This window comes from Prodigiosinella confusarubida (assembly GCF_002847015.1).
Taxonomy (GTDB): Bacteria; Pseudomonadota; Gammaproteobacteria; order Enterobacterales; family Enterobacteriaceae; genus Prodigiosinella; species Prodigiosinella aquatilis.
In genome coordinates, this window is the sequence record NZ_CP025085.1 from 4764809 (window position 1) to 4784207 (window position 19399).

At 50.8% G+C, this 19399-nt stretch carries 17 protein-coding genes; 9 read left to right on the forward strand and 8 right to left on the reverse strand.

Features of this window, described 5'->3' with window-relative positions:
* Positions 1 to 23 precede the first annotated feature (23 nt).
* The 5 genes from rhmD (at position 24) to fldB (ending at position 5985) form a co-directional block, all read left to right on the forward strand.
* A complete protein-coding gene (gene rhmD, locus CWC46_RS21735) occupies positions 24 to 1229 on the forward strand; it encodes an L-rhamnonate dehydratase (RefSeq protein WP_021014438.1) in 1206 nt (401 codons plus the stop codon).
* A gap of 71 nt (positions 1230 to 1300) precedes the next feature.
* Positions 1301 to 2587, forward strand: coding sequence for an MFS transporter (locus CWC46_RS21740; RefSeq protein WP_021014437.1), 1287 nt, complete (start codon positions 1301 to 1303; stop codon positions 2585 to 2587).
* 25 nt (positions 2588 to 2612) lie between these two features.
* Positions 2613 to 3449: a 2-keto-3-deoxy-L-rhamnonate aldolase gene (gene yfaU / locus CWC46_RS21745; protein ID WP_021014436.1), complete on the forward strand. Its 837-nt coding sequence runs from the start codon at positions 2613 to 2615 to the stop codon at positions 3447 to 3449.
* Positions 3450 to 3790: 341 nt separating this feature from the next.
* Positions 3791 to 5116 carry an MFS transporter gene (locus CWC46_RS21750; protein WP_021014435.1) on the forward strand — a complete coding sequence of 442 codons (1326 nt, stop codon included), beginning with the start codon at positions 3791 to 3793 and terminating at the stop codon, positions 5114 to 5116.
* 350 nt (positions 5117 to 5466) lie between these two features.
* The gene (fldB, locus tag CWC46_RS21755) at positions 5467 to 5985 is read left to right on the forward strand and encodes a flavodoxin FldB (protein WP_021014434.1); all 519 of its coding nucleotides are present in this window, start codon (positions 5467 to 5469) and stop codon (positions 5983 to 5985) included.
* Positions 5986 to 6156: 171 nt separating this feature from the next.
* Here fldB and rlmF read toward each other — a convergent pair whose 3' ends face one another.
* From rlmF to sdhE, 3 genes are all read right to left on the reverse strand, one after another.
* Complete coding sequence (rlmF, locus tag CWC46_RS21760) at positions 6157 to 7089, reverse strand: 23S rRNA (adenine(1618)-N(6))-methyltransferase RlmF (RefSeq protein WP_021014433.1); 933 nt, start codon at positions 7087 to 7089, stop codon at positions 6157 to 6159.
* Positions 7090 to 7289: 200 nt separating this feature from the next.
* Positions 7290 to 7721, reverse strand: coding sequence for a protein YgfX (locus CWC46_RS21765; protein WP_037380577.1), 432 nt, complete (start codon positions 7719 to 7721; stop codon positions 7290 to 7292).
* Complete coding sequence (gene sdhE, locus CWC46_RS21770; RefSeq protein ID WP_021014431.1) at positions 7702 to 7968, reverse strand: FAD assembly factor SdhE; 267 nt, start codon at positions 7966 to 7968, stop codon at positions 7702 to 7704. The genes CWC46_RS21765 and sdhE overlap by 20 nt, the downstream gene beginning before the upstream one ends.
* A 271-nt stretch (positions 7969 to 8239) precedes the next feature.
* Between sdhE and ygfZ the strand changes: the two genes are divergently transcribed.
* Positions 8240 to 9226, forward strand: coding sequence for a tRNA-modifying protein YgfZ (ygfZ, locus tag CWC46_RS21775; protein WP_021014430.1), 987 nt, complete (start codon positions 8240 to 8242; stop codon positions 9224 to 9226).
* A gap of 67 nt (positions 9227 to 9293) precedes the next feature.
* Here ygfZ and trhA read toward each other — a convergent pair whose 3' ends face one another.
* Complete coding sequence (gene trhA / locus CWC46_RS21780; protein WP_021014429.1) at positions 9294 to 9941, reverse strand: PAQR family membrane homeostasis protein TrhA; 648 nt, start codon at positions 9939 to 9941, stop codon at positions 9294 to 9296.
* Positions 9942 to 10167: 226 nt separating this feature from the next.
* Between trhA and CWC46_RS21785 the strand changes: the two genes are divergently transcribed.
* Both CWC46_RS21785 and CWC46_RS21790 read left to right on the forward strand, forming a co-directional pair.
* Positions 10168 to 10776, forward strand: a complete 609-nt coding sequence (locus tag CWC46_RS21785) for an HD domain-containing protein (RefSeq protein ID WP_021014428.1) — start codon at positions 10168 to 10170, stop codon at positions 10774 to 10776.
* Between the two features lie 368 nt (positions 10777 to 11144).
* The gene (locus tag CWC46_RS21790; RefSeq protein ID WP_021014427.1) at positions 11145 to 12077 is read left to right on the forward strand and encodes a restriction endonuclease; all 933 of its coding nucleotides are present in this window, start codon (positions 11145 to 11147) and stop codon (positions 12075 to 12077) included.
* A 667-nt stretch (positions 12078 to 12744) separates the two neighbouring features.
* Here the strand turns inward: CWC46_RS21790 and gcvP are convergent.
* The 4 genes from gcvP to CWC46_RS21810 all read right to left on the reverse strand — a co-directional run bounded on the left by gcvP (position 12745) and on the right by CWC46_RS21810 (position 17806).
* Positions 12745 to 15618, reverse strand: coding sequence for an aminomethyl-transferring glycine dehydrogenase (gene gcvP / locus CWC46_RS21795; protein ID WP_021014426.1), 2874 nt, complete (start codon positions 15616 to 15618; stop codon positions 12745 to 12747).
* An 80-nt stretch (positions 15619 to 15698) separates the two neighbouring features.
* Positions 15699 to 16091, reverse strand: a complete 393-nt coding sequence (gene gcvH / locus CWC46_RS21800) for a glycine cleavage system protein GcvH (protein WP_021014425.1) — start codon at positions 16089 to 16091, stop codon at positions 15699 to 15701.
* Between the two features lie 33 nt (positions 16092 to 16124).
* Positions 16125 to 17225 (reverse strand): glycine cleavage system aminomethyltransferase GcvT, encoded by a 1101-nt coding sequence (gcvT, locus tag CWC46_RS21805; RefSeq protein ID WP_021014424.1) that lies wholly within the window; start codon positions 17223 to 17225, stop codon positions 16125 to 16127.
* Positions 17226 to 17551: 326 nt separating this feature from the next.
* Positions 17552 to 17806 (reverse strand): hypothetical protein, encoded by a 255-nt coding sequence (locus CWC46_RS21810; RefSeq protein WP_021014423.1) that lies wholly within the window; start codon positions 17804 to 17806, stop codon positions 17552 to 17554.
* Between the two features lie 336 nt (positions 17807 to 18142).
* On the opposite strand from CWC46_RS21810, the gene fucO reads away from it, so the two are divergent.
* Complete coding sequence (gene fucO, locus CWC46_RS21815) at positions 18143 to 19294, forward strand: lactaldehyde reductase (RefSeq protein ID WP_021014422.1); 1152 nt, start codon at positions 18143 to 18145, stop codon at positions 19292 to 19294.
* The last annotated feature ends 105 nt before the right edge of the window (positions 19295 to 19399 follow it).

The window sequence follows — 19399 nt, forward strand, 5'->3', positions numbered from 1 at the left end:
ACTACAATAGTGGAGAATGAAAGATGACCTTACCTACTATCAAACATATCCGCGCCTGGACCCTGGGTGGAGCCACCGCAGAAAAAGGCAGCGGTGGTGCCGATTACCACGATCAGGGTGGCAACCACTGGATCGACGATCACATCGCCACACCGATGAGCAAATACAAGCAGTATGAACAGTCACGTCAGTCTTTCGGGATCAACGTACTGGGTACGTTGGTGGTGGAAGTGGAAGCGGATAACGGCCAAACGGGCTTTGCGGTGTCTACCGCGGGTGAAATGGGCTGTTTTATCGTCGAAAAACACCTAAACCGCTTCATTGAAGGCAAATGCGTCAGCGACATCAAGCTGATCCACGATCAGATGCTGAACGCCACCATGTACTACTCCGGTTCCGGCGGTCTGGTGATGAACACCATTTCCTGCGTTGATTTGGCGCTATGGGATCTGTTTGGTAAGGTCGTGGGGTTGCCAGTGTATAAACTCTTGGGTGGCGCAGTACGTGACGAGATCCGTTTCTATGCGACTGGCGCACGTCCCGACCTCGCCAAAGAAATGGGCTTTATCGGCGGCAAAATGCCCACGCACTGGGGACCGCACGATGGCGATGAAGGCATCCGCAAAGACACGGCCATGGTGGCGGATTTCCGCGAAAAATGCGGACCGGACTTCTGGCTGATGCTTGATTGCTGGATGAGTCAGGACGTCAACTACGCCACCAAACTCGCCCACGCTTGTGCGCCTTACAACCTGAAATGGATCGAAGAGTGTCTGCCGCCACAGCAATATGAAGGCTACCGGGAATTGAAACGCAGCGTGCCGGCAGGAATGATGGTCACCAGCGGTGAACACCACGGCACACTGCAATCCTTCCGTACACTGGCGGAAACCGGCATCGATATCATGCAGCCGGATGTCGGCTGGTGTGGCGGTTTGACCACACTGGTCGAGATTGCCGCTATCGCCAAATCTCGCGGCCAGCTAGTGGTTCCGCACGGATCATCCGTCTATTCCCATCACGCGGTGATCACCTTTACCAATACACCGTTCAGTGAATTCCTGATGACCAGTCCTGACTGCTCCACCCTACGTCCGCAGTTCGACCCCATCCTGCTCAATGAGCCGGTGCCGGTAAACGGTCGTATGCACAAGTCAGTGCTTGATAAACCGGGATTCGGCGTCGAGTTAAACCGGGATCTCGGCCTGCTGCGCCCTTATACCCACTAATTGCGCCGTCACGGGCCCCATTACTGCTGGCGGACCGTGGCCACACATCACCTCTGACGAGGACACATACTATGAATACCGTTCTGGAAAGTGCGGTGAAGAAGAACCGTGCGCGGTTGATTCCGTTCATGTTGTCGTTATACATCCTGGCATTTCTCGATCGCTCCAATATCGGATTCGCCAAAGAGGCTTATCAGCTTGATACCGGTCTGAGCAACGAAGCGTATGCACTGGGTGCTGGTATTTTCTTTGTGGTGTACGCCTTCCTCGGCGTCCCAGCCAACCTGTTGATGCGCAAATGGGGAGCTCGTCGCTGGATTGGGAGCACCGCCCTGGTATGGGGTTTGCTCTCCGCCGTGATGGGATATGCTGATAGTGAAGCCAAATTCTTGCTCATACGTACCCTATTGGGTGCGGCGGAAGCTGGCTTCTTTCCTGGCATGATTTATCTGACCTCGCAATGGTTCCCACAAAACCATCGAGCCAGGATCATGGGACTATTTTACATGGGGGCGCCGCTGGCGTTGACGTTGGGTTCCCCGCTATCCGGCGCACTACTGGAGATGCATGGTTTTATGGGGCATCCTGGCTGGTACTGGATGTTCATCATCGAAGGCGGACTAGCGGTAATTGCCGGACTAGTGACATTCTTCTATCTTGATGACACACCACAACAGGCACGCTTCCTCAGCGCAGAAGAAAAACAGGCATTAATCACCCAGTTGGCAGGGGAAGAGGAGAAAAAAACCGCCTCTCGTTTTACCGATGCCATCACCAATGGTCGGGTCTGGCAATTAGCCATTATTTACATGACCATTCAGATTGCAGTATATGGATTGATCTTCTTCCTGCCGACGCAGGTAGCAGCGCTGATGGGCACCAAAGTCGGCTTTATCGTCTCTCTGGTTGCCGCCATTCCCTGGATAGCATCGCTGTTTGGTACGTTACTTATTCCCTATTACTCTGATAAAACCGGCAACCGTCGCAACCTCGCCGCGATGACGCTACTGGCAGCGGCATTCGGTATCGGTATTTCCGGCCTCGTCAGCCCTATATTGGCGATGATCGCCTTGTGTGTGGCAGCAGTCGGGTGTATCGCCGTACAACCGGTGTTCTGGACCATGCCGACGCAGTTGCTTTCCGGTACGGCACTGGCGGCAGGGATTGGTTTTGTCAATTTATTCGGCGCAGTTGGCGGTTTTCTGGCACCACTTATCCGTGTTAATGCCGAATCGTTCTTCCATAGCAGTGCTGCCGGACTATTGGCCCTCGCAGGCGTCGCGATTGTTGGCGCATTGATTATTCTCACCCTGAGTGTGACAAAAAGAGCAACGCTGACGACCCAGGTCAATCGCTAAAGTACCACCTGAAGTAAGGATTATTATGAACAGTGAATTAGAAAAGGATGCCTTAAACAACAAGGTATTAGCCAACCCGTTCAAACGGGGACTCCAGAATGGAGAGGTACAAATCGGCCTGTGGCTCAGCAGTACATCGTCTTATCTGGCAGAGATAGCCGCAACATCATCTTACGACTGGCTACTGATCGATGGAGAACACGCACCCAACACGGTGCAGGATCTCTATCATCAGCTCCAGGCCATTGCGCCCTATCGTAGCCAACCCGTTATCCGCCCGGTAGAAGGACAATGCAGTGTCATCAAGCAGGTACTGGATATCGGTGCGCGTACCTTGCTGATCCCCATGGTGGATACCGCTGAACAGGCGCGGGACGTGGTATCAGCGACCCGTTATCCGCCGCATGGCATACGTGGCGTCGGCGCCAGCGTTGCCCGTGCCGCACGTTGGGGCAGAGTAGAAAACTATATGGCGAAAGCCAATGAAGAGCTGTGTCTGCTGATTCAGGCGGAAAGTAAAACCGCGCTGGATAATCTGGACGAGCTGCTGGAAGTAGAAGGCATTGACGGTATTTTTATCGGTCCCGCCGATCTCTCTGCGTCGCTGGGCTACCCCGATAATTCAGGCCACCCGGAAGTACAGCGAATTATCGAACAGAGTATCCGACGCATTCGCGCCGCTGGCAAAGCCGCCGGTTTTCTGGCGGTAGATGTCGACATGGCGAAGCGATGTATTGCCTGGGGAGCCAATTTTGTAGCGGTTGGCGTAGATACCATGCTCTATACACAGGCGCTGGATGCGCGTCTGGCGCAGTTCAAACCCGCCACAGCCGCTGCAACGCAGCAAAAAACCAGCTATTAGTCGTTGTTCAACAGCCAGGGACGGCTGTACACCCGAGACGGTTTCACCGGTCAAAGCGTATCGTTTCTCATCAGAACCGGCCGTTCCCTATTACCAACCCTTGCCTGTCAATTTCCCACCATTATTTTCCACAAGCATGAACGGGGTACAATTCGGCAATAACGCTCATATTTGTAACATCCTGTGGCAAAAACCAGACGTTAAGGAATTATGTTTCACCATTTCCCAATCTTCCGGGATACGCGCCCTACAAGGCCTGGCGACCAACGTTAGCCGAGTTTGAAAAGAAGTTTTTTCTATGCATAGAATGCGCGTTCGTATGTTAAAAAAAAGAAAAACTTATGCAAGCCTCCATCACATCCACCATCGAAAATGACGCTCTTGCCACACCGGTTAATTCCCGTAACAAAGTTGTGGTGGCTTCATTGATCGGTACCGCGATCGAATTTTTCGATTTTTATATCTATGCCACTGCGGCAGTGCTGATATTTCCGCATATTTTCTTCCCTCAGGGCGATGCCGCGGCAGCCACGCTACAATCACTGGCCACCTTTGCCATTGCCTTCATAGCGCGCCCCATTGGCTCGGCGCTGTTCGGCCATTTTGGCGACCGCATAGGACGAAAAGCCACACTGGTCGCATCACTATTAACCATGGGTATTTCCACCGTGCTTATCGGCCTGTTACCGAGCTATGCGTCTATCGGCGTTATGGCACCATTGCTGCTGGCACTGGCCCGCTTCGGACAAGGTCTGGGGTTAGGTGGTGAATGGGGTGGTGCCGCCCTGCTGGCAACAGAAAACGCCCCCGCGCATAAACGCGCGCTGTATGGTTCATTCCCACAGTTAGGTGCGCCAATTGGCTTTTTCTTCGCTAACGGCACCTTCCTGCTACTCTCCTGGGGACTGACCAACGAGCAGTTTATGAACTGGGGCTGGCGTGTACCGTTTATTTTCTCCGCAGTGCTGGTCATCATCGGTCTTTATGTTCGAGTTTCCCTGCATGAAACACCAGTGTTTGCCAAAGCGGTCAAAGCCGGGAAGCAGGTACGTATCCCGATAGGTACGCTGTTAAATAAACACCTAAAAGCAACAATTCTCGGCACTTTCATCATGTTGGCCACCTATACGCTGTTCTACATCATGACTGTGTACTCCATGACATATGGCACTACACCAGTCCCTGTCGGTCTGGGTATTCCACGTAATAACTTTCTGTGGATGTTGATGATTGCGGTCATTGGTTTTGGCCTGACGATCCCGATAGCCGGCCATCTGGCGGACATTTTTGGCCGCCGCAAAACCATGATCGTGATAACCTGCGCAATGCTGATGTTCGCGATGGTTTTCCCTTCTCTGCTGGGCTCGGGTAATCAAATACTGATCATGGCATTTCTGGTGTGCGGGCTGAGCATGATGGGATTAACCTTTGGCCCGATGGGTGCTCTGCTGCCGGAACTGTTCCCCACGGAAGTGCGTTATACCGGCGCATCGTTTTCCTATAACGTCTCATCCATTCTGGGCGCTTCCGTTGCACCCTATATCGCCGCCTGGCTGACCAACCACTATGGATTGTTCTATGTGGGTGTTTATCTGGCCGCGATGGCATCATTAACGCTGATTGCCTTATTGCTGACCAAAGAAACTCGCCATCACTCGTTCGATTAATCTTCACGGTGAAGGCGTTACTGCCTTCACCGCAGACCGTTGACAAACCTACGTAGAACGTCAGAACGGTGATAATGAGGAAGAGGAGTAAAGCATCCGCGCCAGGGATGGCGCGGCTTGAGCTTACAGGGAGGTACTTGCAGCGTCTTTACGATCTTCGCATTATCGCCGCTATATAGACGTTGTCATCAAACTCCGGTGAAGACGTTACTGCCTTCACTGCTTCCTGAATCACATCATCATTTCGTCTATACGAACACCGGATATTCCGTTAGGCTAGCGGCCATAACACCGTTCTGTACATCGTGGTAAACGGTATCCTTCATCCATTCAACAATCATCAACTGCTTATGAATATCGGTCTTTTTTACGGTTCCAGCACGTGCTACACAGAAATGGCGGCAGAGAAAATCCGTGACATTCTGGGTGAAGAACTGGTTGAACTGAACAATGTTAAAGATGTCGCCCCGCAACGCATGGAAGAGTACGACATCCTGATTCTCGGCATTCCCACCTGGGATTTTGGCGAAATTCAGGAAGATTGGGAGGCTATCTGGGCCCAGCTTCCCGAGCTGAATCTACGGGGAAAAATCGTGGCGTTATATGGCATGGGCGACCAGCTAGGGTATAGCGAATGGTTTCTTGATGCGTTGGGCATGTTGCATGACCAATTGCAGCCACTGGGTGTGAAATTTATCGGCTACTGGCCGACCGAAGGTTATGAATTCATCAGTCCGAAAGCATTAACGGCGGAGGGTAAACATTTTGTCGGACTGGCGCTGGATGAAGTGAATCAATATGACCTGAGCGATGAACGCCTTCAGCAATGGTGTGAACAGATTTTGCTGGAAATGGCGGCACTGCTGTGAATACCAGGCTCTGATACCACATCACGCGATGCGTTGTGTTCGACAACAACGCCATCACGAAAGAACCTCTATACACGGGCCCGACACGCGTCGAGGCCCCGGCCAAAACCTCTCGTTCTCACCCTGAAATCCGACTCCGCTACGGTTTGCAGCTATTTTCCCGGTAAATGACTAACGTTTTTGAAACCATCTTGCACGCGCTGACGTATCAAAGAAGCTCCAGGCCACAAAGCGGCTTTGTTTCTGTCCCTGCGCCATATTGATGGTCCGCACTTTTTCGACGCCCACACTGTCCAGCGCACGATAAAGATCTGGCAGGTTTTCTTTACGGGAAACCAGTGACGTAAACCACAGACACTGCCGGGCAAAACCGGCGCTTTCATGGATCATCTGGCTGATAAAGGCTTTCTCTCCACCTTCACACCACAGTTCATCCTGTTGACCACCGAAATTCAGCGGCGAATTTTTGTCCAGCCCAAGATTATGGAGTTTACGCTGCGAGCCTTGTCGGGCATCGGCGGCTGACGCATGGAATGGCGGGTTACACAGAACGGCATCAAACGATTCACTCTTGTGGATGATCCCCGTCAGGATCGCGTTACTGTTTTTCTGACGGCGTAACCGAATAGCACGATTAAGACCGGGGTTCGCCTCAATGGTGGCATTCGCCGCCTGCATCGCCTGAGGATTAATCTCACTTGCAGTAAAACGCCAGCCATACTCTCGATGACCAATCAATGGGTAGATACAATTGGCACCACAGCCAATATCCAGGATTGATGCATCACGTGGTATGACAGATTGATTATCCTCGGCCAGCAAATCAGCCAGGTAATGAATATAATCCGCGCGCCCCGGCACCGGCGGGCAGAGAAAGTCTGCCGGGATAATCCAATGCTCAATCTGGTAAAAATGGTGCAATAACGCCTGGTTCAGCGTTTTAACCGCCTGTGGGTCGGCAAAATCAACCGATTCATCACCGTGAGCATTTACTTTCACGAACGGTATCAACGCCGGATGACTTTGTTTCAGCGCAGTAAAATCATAACGGCTGCGATGGCGATTACGGGAGTGCAGAACAGTTTTATCAGCGGGCGTGGTCATCAGCTTCTCTCTCATTGAACGGCGCGTAAGATACCTGCTGCGGTGCTCCCCGTAAATCATTGCCGTCATTTTTCTGTAAACGCCCAGCCACAAGACATCATGCAGGTGGGCAAAAAGTGTATCAACAGTATTGATAGTAATGGGAAGGAACCGGGCCAGGCAGGGAAATTACAGACGCCGGCAAGGCGCAGAAAACCATTTTACATCAGGCGATCACTCTGCCAGTTCTTATGCTGCAACAGCAAATGACACAAATGACGCCACTCCTCGTTCCTCATACTGTCCGACGCCAGCCATAAACTGCGGCGACGCGGGCCTTTACCCTCTGTCGTGCGCAACGATAACAGGATACCGTTTTTCAATACCCACGGACGTTTTGTTATTTGCCATTCCCGGTGCTGCCAACGCAGATGGTTTTCGTTATATAGCACAATCTCCCCATGCCGGGATTTAATATTCCGTTGACTGCGAATAAAACCAAACATCACCAATGTCACCAGCCCCAGCCAGACAGACATATAACCATCTGGCCAAGGAGCCAGCAAAATCAGCAACACCAATAATCCGTGCGCCAGCAACGAGAAAAGCTGCATACGCCAGGAAACCCGCAAATTACATTGCCACTGGACCACGGTTTTTATTTCGCGTTTGAATAAGGGAAACCATATGCTTCAAGCCCTGATCCGTTGGCTCGCCGTGATTCATCAGCCAGTTGAACAGATCGGGATCGTCGCACTGCAATAGACGGATAAAATTACGCTTATCGTCGTCACTCAGTGTGTCATAGTCATGCTCAAAAAACGGCATGATTGAAATATCCAGCTCACGCATTCCGCGTCGACACGCCCAGTGAATACGTGGTTTATTATCGATATCCATGCTCTTTGCCTACTGTATCTTGGTGATAACCGCCAGCCGCGATGAGAAGCGGTAGTGTAACCCGATTTCATCCGGTGGTATTCAACTAATAGTAACACTTTGACATATTTTACCGCAGCATTGATTCCCATACATTTATGTCTTGCGAACTGCATCGAAAATAAGCGTGGTAAACCCATGGCCATTTATAAACCAATAACCGCTTGCAAAGTGTCGCCGCTCTTTTACCATGAAGTCATTCGCTTAAAGCACCTCACCGCAGGATGGTAATATGGCTAAGCCGCTTCCTTTTTCATCACAACCACTGTTTGCTTCATCCCAACTGCCCGCCACTCTGATGTCGCTGGAAGACTGGGGGCTGGTCACCCTGTCTGGACCGGATACCGTCAAATACCTGCAAGGACAGGTTACTACGGATGTCGCGGCACTGACGGCGGAACAACACGTCCTGTGCGCCCACTGCGACGCCAAAGGAAAAATGTGGAGCGACTTGCGTCTGTTCCACTACGCTGACGGTATGGCATATATCGAACGCCGTAGCGTGCTCGAGACCCAACTAAACGAGCTGAAAAAATACGCCGTCTTCTCAAAAACCACCTTCACCGCCGAGGACAACGTGGTGCTGCTAGCTGCCGCCGGGCAGCATATCCGCGAACTCATCGCGCCAGAGTTCGATACGCTGCCTGATGCAAAAAACACCGTAGTACAACTGCCGGGCGCTACATTGCTGCATTTTACGTTGCCTACCGAACGTTTTCTGTTGGTCCTTTCGGTTGAACGGGCGACCTCCCTGTTGGAAACGTTGGGAGACAACATTCGACTCAACAACAGCCATCAATGGTTGGCACTGGAAATAGAAGCCGGCCAGCCAATTATTGACAGCGCAAACAGCGCACAGTTCATCCCACAGGCGACCAATCTACAGGCGTTACAAGGTATTAGCTTTAGCAAGGGATGTTATGCCGGGCAGGAAATGGTGGCACGGGCCAAGTACCGTGGTGCCAACAAACGCGCCCTCTATTGGCTTTCGGGCAATGCGGCTATCGTGCCGGTAACGGGTGACAGTCTTGAACTACAGATGGGTGAAAATTGGCGGCGTACCGGCACCGTACTGGCCGCCTGTCGACTACAGGATGGGACGCTGTGGGTACAGGCAATACTGAATAACGATCTTGAGGTCGACAGTGTGCTACGGGTACGTGAAGACATCGGCAGTCAGTTGGCAATCCAACCGTTACCGTATTCACTGGAAGAATAACCGGATATTGGTCATCAAGCTCATGGTCACGGAAATAATGAGCTTGGTGACCAGCCAAGGCACGGAATCAGACATACAAATAGATCGCCAGAAAATGACACAGACTGCCGCCCAGCACAAAACCGTGCCAGATAGCATGGTTGAAGGGAATACGCTTGCATACATAGAAGATAACGCCCAGCGTATAAAACGCGCCACCGATAACCAGTAGTGTAATACCGCCGGCAGAAATCTTCATCACCAACTGGTAGATGACAACCAGCGACGACCAACCCATAACCAGATACGTCATTAATGACAGCACTTCAAAACGGTGTGCGAACGCCAGCTTGAATATCACACCCAACAACGCCATGCTCCAGATGACAATCATCAACCCGTCAGCCAACGGGGTATTCAATCCCACCAACAGAAACGGCGTATAGGTTCCAGCTATCAGCAAATAGATGGCACAGTGATCAAACTTCTTCAGCCAGAGTTTTGCCCGTGGATGAGAAATGCCATGATAAAGTGTTGAAGCCAGAAACAGCAGAATCAAACTACCGCCGTACAGGCTGTAACTGGTAATGGCCAAGGTATTATCACCATTGCCCACCGCCTGCACCAGTAGCAACACCAACCCGACGATACCGAATACACAGCCAATCCCGTGGCTAATGCTGTTGGCAATTTCTTCTGCCAACGAATAATCCAAGCCCCATATTTTCTTTGTCATTGCCAACCTCTGGTACTGCGCGCAATCTCGCATCTCGTCAAAGACATTTTTGCGTCTGCGACGCACAAACCATGAACAGCTTAACTGAGAATAATTTCAGTGTACACGTGTAAGCTAAAATAAATCAGCTGATCCAACTTCATCACCTAATGGCAACCATCACTCGTATTAATCTCCACTCGCTTCCCCTACAATTGATGGGTTTTTATTGCCGGAGGTTACCTGGATGTCTCTTGCTTCAACCGTATTGAATTTTGGTTCCCTGACCGACGTAGTCGGGTTTTTAATGGAAATTGACAAGTTAAAAAGCGTGCAACGCCGTTCAAAAGTGATCGGCACATCACGCCATGAAGACTCCGCTGAACATAGCTGGCACTTTGCCGTCGCGGTAATGAGTCTGGCACCTTACGCGGGAAAAAACGTGGATATTCAACGCGTCATTCAGATGGCGTTAATCCACGACATCGTTGAAATCGACGCAGGTGATGTTCTGGTCTACGACTTGCCCGCTCGCGCTGCGGTACATCAGCAGGAAGTTGCCGCCGCCGCACGTATCTTCGGCCTGCTGCCGGAACCGCAACGACATTATTTCCAGCAGTTATGGCAGGAATATGAAACCGGGGAAACAGCCAGCGCCCAATTTGCGCTGATGATTGACCGCATCATGCCAGTCCTGATGAATTTGCATAATGGTGGTCAGAGCTGGGTGGAAAACGGTATTCGGCTGGAGCAGGTATTGGCCCGCAACACCTTTATCAACGATATCAATCCTGAATTGTGGCAACACATGAAACAGCACCTAGAAGTCGCACAGAGCAAAGGGTGGCTGAAGTAGTCGGCTTTCTCATGCTTGAACAGAAGGTAAATCGGATTCCGACCACCGTGCTGGAATCTGATTTGCTATCGGGGGGCGGTATCGCTTAAAACCCGATATGGGCGGTGATTTGCTCATGAGTGAAAGAAACCAGGCAAGTAATTGCTATGGATGTCATTGAGCCCTACACATTTTTCTCATATCCTCATCATGTTAGGTGTGACCATCTACTCAGGTTTGTGTGTTCCGATAAGAAGTCATCATTTACCTAACCCAATAGAAACCGTAAACCCTGCGGCAACACCGGAAATTCCGCTGGTGTCACGACCTTACAGATTTACAATGTTGACGGAAAACACCTGATACCTTCACAGAAAAAAGGACTGGACGTGATACCAAGTTACCAGCAATTTATGCAGCCTTTTCTTGAGATTGCCCATAATGCTCGTGGACAGGAAGTTAAACTGCGGGATGTTATCAATCAGCTTGCAAACCAGTTTGGTTTAACTGAAGAAGAGCGTGTTGAAACCCTGCCTAGTGGCAAACAACCGGTACTCGATAATCGTGTTGGGTGGGCCAAAACCTATTTGATCAAAGCAGGGATGCTAGATTCGCCCCGCAGAGCTCACTTTATCATCACTTCTCGTGGTATCGATGCACTGAAAGACCCCAACGTAGAGATCAATAACGACTACTTAAAGCAATTTGATGAGTTTGTGGCCTTTAAGCAAAAAAGTAATGAGATAGAACTTCAGCCAACACAAATCTATGAACCCGGAATTGATACCGAGAGCGATATCACACCTGATGAAGCGTTGTTAAATGCATATAAACGTATTAACGAAGCTCTGACTGAAGAGATACGTTCTCGCACCAGAAAAGTGTCCCCCGCGTTTTTTGAAACGCTACTAATCGAGCTTTTACTTGCCATGGGCTATGGCGGTAGTGGCGAAGGCGCGGCCCAAGCATTAGGAAAATCTGGCGATAACGGTATTGATGGTGTAATTAACCAAGACCCGTTAGGAGTTGACCAAATATACATACAAGCCAAACGCTATGCCGAAGGCAACAACATTAGTGCCAGCGATATCCGCAACTTTGGTGGCGCATTGAACCTTAAAAAAGCACAGAAAGGGATTTTCATTACTACGTCAGATTTCACGCCATCAGCAGTACAAACCGCCAAAGATTTATCTACGCGTATTGTACTAATTAATGGCAAAGAGTTAGCCAAACTCATGTTGCGTTACAACATCGGCAGCCGTGATGAGCAGGTACTACACATGAAGAAAATTGACGAAGAGTTTTTTGAGGCCAGTTAAATGAGTCAAACGGAAGCACAAACCAGGGCAGAGTTAATTGATACACTATTGGCAATTTCCGGCTGAAATGTCAACGTTCCTACTCAGGTCGTCGAAGAGTTCGACATTCTCACGCAACGCTCACAGGGAGTGAAAGAACCCCGCACCGGTATTGCTCTGGTCGATGCCCATATGCGATCAGGCCATGTTGAGAACGTGCTGTTTTTTGATTGACCGCTACAATTGCAATAGATCAAACCCACCGCTAATAATGAAGTCCTGAAGCAATTTATCGACTTTCATGTTGACCTTGAATACCGAAATACAGATATGCCACCATGATGATACTTCTCTACTGACCTTTTTGATTTCGCAAACCCACATTGAGGCAGACACAAATTAAAACCAAAAAAGCGAACCTTTCAGTTCGCTTCAGACCGTTGACAAACCTACGTATAACGTCAGAACGGTGATAATGAGAGAGAAGAGTAAAGCATCCGCGCCAGGGATGGCGCGGCTTGAGCTTACAGGGAGGTACTTGCAGCGTCTTTACGATCTTCTCATTATCGCCGCTATAGAGACGTTGTCATCAAACTCAAGCGAACCTTTCAGTTCGCTTTTTCAGTCTTGGCATTTAACAACTCAGTCAGACACAAACTGTATTAACCGCCGTTAAATCTACTCGCCGTTACTCATAGTCGCTCATCGGTACACAGGAGCAGAACAGGTTACGGTCGCCGTAAACGTCATCCAGACGCTTCACTGCCGGCCAGTATTTGTGGCTCTGTCCAGCCGGGAATACCGCCAGTTCACGACTGTATGTGTGTTGCCAGTCGCCAGCCAGTTCGGTTTGCGTATGCGGCGCGTTAACCAACGGGTTGTCATCCAGCGGCCATTCGCCACTGACTACACGCTCAATCTCTTCCCGAATCGCCAGCATGGCGTCAATAAAGCGGTCCAGCTCAGTCTGACTTTCAGACTCCGTGGGCTCAATCATCAACGTCCCTGCCACCGGGAATGACATGGTTGGGGCATGGAAACCGTAGTCGATCAAGCGCTTGGCAATGTCCATTTCACTGATACCACTACTCTCCTTCAGCGGACGGATATCCAGAATACATTCATGCGCCACGCGTCCGCCACGGCCGGTGTACAACACGGGATAAGCCTCATTCAGCCGGGCTGCCACGTAGTTGGCATTCAGAATCGCCGCCTGACTGGCCTGCTTCAATCCTTCCGCGCCCATCATGCGGATATACATCCAGCTGATCGGCAGAATTGACGCACTGCCAAACGGCGCGGCAGAAACGGCGCCTTGCTGCGTCAGCATGCCATCCATTGTTACCACGGTATGGCCCGGAACGAACGGGGCCAGATGGGCTTTCACACCAATCGGTCCCATACCCGGCCCACCGCCGCCATGCGGAATACAGAAGGTTTTATGCAGGTTGAGATGCGATACATCAGCACCGATGTAGCCAGGTGTGGTAATGCCGACCTGGGCGTTCATGTTGGCGCCATCCAGATACACCTGACCGCCATACTGATGCACAATCTGACATACTTCACGGATGGTTTCTTCATACACACCATGAGTAGACGGATACGTCACCATAATGCAGGCAAGATGATCATCCGCCAGCTGGGCTTTTTCCCGTAGATCGTGCAGATCGATATTGCCCTGTTTGTCACAGGCCACCACCACCACGTCCATTCCCGCCATATGTGCAGAAGCCGGGTTGGTGCCGTGGGCTGAACTGGGGATTAAACAGATAGTACGCGCCGCGTCGTTACGACTTTCATGATAGCGACGAATCGCCAGCATACCGGCATATTCACCCTGCGCCCCGGAGTTCGGCTGCATGCAAATGGCGTCATAGCCAGTCAACTGTACCAACCAGCCGGAAAGCTGTTCGATCAACTGACGATATCCCAGCGCCTGCTCTGGTGGGCAGAATGGATGCAGCTCGGCAAATTCCGGCCAGGTAATCGGCAGCATTTCTGCTACCGCATTAAGTTTCATGGTGCAGGAACCCAACGGGATCATCGCCTGATTCAGCGCCAGATCCTTGCTCTCCAGACGATGCAGATAACGCATCATTTCGGTTTCGCTGTGGTAACGGTTGAAAACCGGATGGGTCAGGATGGCGTCATTCCGCCATAACGCTGCGGGAATAGACGCTGACTGAGCGCTGACGGCGGCATCGAGCGTATCAATGTTCAACCCGTGATTATCACCCAACAGAACGGCAAACAGCGTTAATACGTCATCACGGCTGGTGGCTTCATCCAACGCGATACCCACCGCACCGTTCAGATCATTGCGTAAATTGATGCCAAAATGTTGCGCCCGACTCAACACCGCGGCTTTATCAACCACGTCAACGGTAATGGTGTCAAACCAGGTTTGATGACGCAGCGCCAAACCACGTTGTTGCAAGCCATAAGCCAGAATATCCGTCAGGCGATGAATACGTTGGGCAATCCGCGCCAACCCTTCAGGGCCATGATAAACCGCATACATTCCGGCGATGTTCGCCAGCAATACCTGCGATGTACAAATGTTGGAGTTGGCCTTTTCACGGCGGATATGCTGTTCCCGGGTCTGCATCGCCATGCGCAGCGCCGTGTTACCGGCGGCATCACGGGACACGCCAATGAGTCGCCCTGGCATGGCGCGTTTGTATTCGTCATTGCAGGCAAAAAATGCCGCATGCGGACCGCCGTATCCCATTGGTACGCCAAAACGCTGGGCCGAACCAAACACCATATCGGCGCCTTGTTTGCCTGGTGCGGCCAACAACACCAGCGCCATGATATCGGCAGCCATACAACTGATAACCTTTCGTTTTTTCAGATCGGCCATCAGCGCGCTGTAATCATGCAGTTCGCCGGTCGTCCCACACTGTTGTAACAGCACACCAAACACATCTTCATGTTCCAGCGCATCCTGCGCCTTGCCGGTGACAACTTCAAAACCCAATGTCCGGGCGCGGGTGCGCACCACATCCAACGTCTGCGGATGCACATCATCCGCTACAAAAAAGCAGTTTGCCTGCTTGAGTTTGCTGACGCGCTTAGCCATTGCCATCGCTTCTGCCGCCGCAGTCGCTTCATCCAGCAATGAGGCCGAGGCCAGATCCAGGCCAGTCAGGTCTTGAGTCACCTGTTGGAAATTCAGCAACGCTTCCAGTCGTCCTTGCGACACTTCCGGTTGATACGGCGTATAAGCGGTGTACCAACCTGGATTTTCCAGCACATTACGCAGAATCACCGGTGGCATCAGTACGGCGTGATAGCCCATTCCGATGTAGCTTTTGTAACGTTGATTGCGGCCAGCGATAGCTTTCAGCTCCGCCAGCGCCTGATGTTCCGTTACCGCCGCTCCCACCGCAGGCGGGCTGGGTAACTGAATATCAATAGGGACAATCTGCCGGGTAAGCGCATCCAGTGACTCGGCACCGATAGTCGCCAACATCTGTTGCTGCTGGCTGGCAGACGGGCCGATGTGACGTTCAACAAAAGCGCTGTCGTGTTCAAGTTGACTGAGAGTCTGGGTCATGACGGAAATTTCCTGCATCAAACAAAATCAAACGGGCACAATAAAACGCCCCGGTTCGTTTGACGCCCGGGGCGTTACGGTTATTCGTCTTCTTCCAACAGTGCCTGATATCCATTGGCATCAAGCAATTCGTTCAGATCAGACTCATCAGCAGCTTTGATGCGGAACAGCCAACCATCACTATAAGGTGCGCTGTTAACCAGTTCGGGAGTACTTTCCAACGCGTCGTTGATTGCCACAATCTCACCGCTGATCGGCGCATAAATATCCGATGCGGCTTTCACCGATTCCGCAACAGCACAATCCTCACCCACAGCGACGGTCGTTCCTATTTCAGGAAGATCGAGAAACACCATATCACCCAACAATTCCTGGGCGTGTTCCGTGATACCGACACTATAAATACCATCACCTTCCGCCATCACCCACTCGTGCGAAGTGGTATATTTTAACTCTGCCGGGACATTGCTCATTGCCACTCTCTCCTTCAATTCATCACAAAACGGTTAATACTGAACAATCGATTTTCCTGCGCGGACAAAATTCGGTTTGGTTACTCGCACGGAGACTTCTCGATTACGAATCTGAACAATCGCGTTTTCACCAATACCTGCGGGTACCCGCGCCAGCGCAATACTGACGCCCAACGTCGGCGAGAATGAACCACTGGTGATAACACCTTCCTGCATGACGCCGTGGGTATCGGTAAAGTGGACCGGCAGTTCATTACGCAGCACGCCTTTTTCCGTCATGACCAACCCGACCAACTGCTCAGTGCCGGTAGCTCGCTGGAGCTCCAGTGCTTCACGGCCGATGAACTGACGATCTTCCGGCTGCCAGGCAATAGTCCATCCCATATTAGCGGCCAGTGGTGAAATACTTTCATCCATATCCTGACCATAGAGATTCATACCAGCTTCCAGACGTAGTGTGTCGCGCGCCCCCAGTCCACAAGGTTTAACACCCACTGCCAACAACTGCTGCCAGGTGCTGACGACCTGTTCTTGTGGCAGGGCGATCTCATAGCCCGCTTCGCCAGTATAGCCCGTCGTGGCAATAAACCAGTCATCTGCCTGCACGCCAAAAAAGGGCTTCATGCCTGCCACCTGCTGACGCTGTTTTTCCGTCAGTAAACCTTGTACTTTTTCCTGTGCCTGCGGCCCCTGAATGGCGATCAACGCCAGATCGTCGCGCACCTGAATATCAACCCCGAAAGACGTAGCATGCTCGCTGATCCAGTCCAGATCTTTGTCACGGGTGGCGGAGTTCACTACCAGACGGAAATAGTCTTCTGTCAGGAAATAAACGATCAAATCGTCAATCACGCCGCCAGAAGGCAGCAGCATAGCGCTATACAGCGCTTTACCCGGCTGGGTGAGTTTGGCAACATCGTTCGCCAGCAGATAGCGTAGAAATTCACGCGTGCGTGCACCGCGTAAATCGACAATGGTCATATGCGACACATCAAACATCCCGGCACTGTTGCGCACCGTATGATGTTCTTCTAACTGGGAACCATAATGCAGCGGCATCATCCAGCCGTGAAAATCCACCATCTTGGCCCCATCGGCCACATGCTGTTCATATAACGGAGTTTGCTTTGCCATCTTTTCCCTCTGCTTAGCTGCGCCTTAAAGAGATAAAACCACGACGCAAACGTTATCTATGCACTGAACTTACCACCGAAATCGTTTCGCCACCACTGCCATTGTCATAAGTTAATTTATATAATAATGATGTTTTCCTATTAATTTTAGATTATCAATATCAGTTAATAGCACCACTAAAATAATAAAAATAAGTATTTTATACAGATAAAAAATAAATTAATCGATTTTTTATAGTGATTTTTATTAAAAACACGGAATTTAAATAAATCATATATATTGTTAACGCATTATTTAAAGTAATGCGAAAAACAGGCAAAATTAGATTATTTCAGGCAAGCGTACTTCATTGTGATCAGCGAAGGCAGCACCGTAATCCGTACCATGAAAACCAGACTGAAAAACCTGATCTGCTCGCAGCCACAGCCGCTCCGTCGTCTCCCGCTTTCTTCTTCTGACTGCCACCCACCTGCCGATAATGGCAATTGCCGGAAGGTAACCTCTGCGCGTAAATACCATACTATTTGTAGTAGTACCCATTGGCTAAATATCGACATAAACGGGTTGAGCACAGACATCATGCGCCCCTCCAGGTGCCTTCCCTGCCTATCCCGGTCTAGTTAACTGGACCATTCTGTATACCGGGATCACAGGTCTTTATCTTGCTGCCCTTAGGGTTTGATTTGCATCAATACCAAACAAACTTCCTGACTTGCCAAAACATTACAGGATTAGAGTCATTGGTAGATTACGTCCTTTTCACATATAGGCACGGGTCGGTGGAGACAACGACTTACCTCTGTCGGTATCGCCGACCCATCACAACCCGCTGACACTGCCGACCTGGTCTCCATACAGTGGGAAATCGAATTTTTGAGTCTGAAATTTTAAAAATCAAAACGTTAAGGAGATACACCATGACACATAGAATGATACTGAACGAGACATCGTACTTTGGTAGTGGCGCGATCGCTCACCTCGTCGAGGAAGTAACAAGGCGGGATTTCAAAAAAGCGTTAGTGGTTACCGACAAAGATCTGATCAAATACGGCGTAGTGGGTAAAGTAACCACACTGCTGGACAACGCATCGTTACCTTATGAAATATATGATGAAGTCGTGCCCAACCCTACCATCAGCGTGGTGCAGAATGGGGTTGCGCACTTTAAGGCCAGCAAAGCGGATTATCTGATTGCCATTGGTGGTGGTTCACCACAGGACACCTGCAAAGCCATTGGCATTATTATCAATAACCCGGAATTTGCCGATGTTCGCAGTCTGGAAGGCGTGGCGGCAACCAAACGGCCCAGTGTGCCGATCTTTGCTATCCCTACCACATCGGGTACGGCAGCAGAAGTTACCATCAACTACGTTATCACTGATGAAGAAAAGCGACGGAAATTCGTCTGTGTGGATCCACATGACATTCCCATCGTCGCCATTATTGACGCCGATATGATGACCAGCATGCCGGCCTCGCTGAAAGCAGCCACCGGTATTGACGCGTTAACCCACGCCATTGAGGGTTTTACCACCAAAGGTGCCTGGGAATTGACGGATATGATGCACATAAAGGCCATCGAAATTATCAGCCGTTCACTGCGTGATTCTGTGGCTGGCAAGGCTCAGGGGGTGGAAGAAATGGCGCTGGGGCAGTATATCGCCGGCATGGGTTTCTCCAACGTCGGTCTGGGGTTGGTACACGGAATGGCCCACCCGCTGGGGGCGTTCTATAACACACCGCATGGTGTCGCCAACGCGATTCTACTGCCGCATATCATGGCCTGGAACGCCGACTATACTGGTGAGAAATTCCGCGCTATCGCAGTGGCAATGGGAGTGAAAGATGTACAGAACATGTCGATATCCAAAGCCAGGGAAGCCGCTATTCAAGCCGTGAAGCAACTGTCGCAGGATGTGGATATTCCCGCCCGTCTGCGCCAGGTTGGCGTGAAAGAAGAAGATATTCCGGCATTGGCACAAGCCGCCTTTGATGATGTCTGCACCGGTGGCAACCCACGCTCCACCAGTGTGGAAGAAATCAAAGCGCTGTATCAGTCCATCTTCTGATATTGAGAAAAATGCGCGTCTTATATGAAGTAAGACGCGCCGTGCGATAAGTATTCTTGTTGATATAACGACAACCGGGAATGTCGCACTCAAAGGCTACAATAA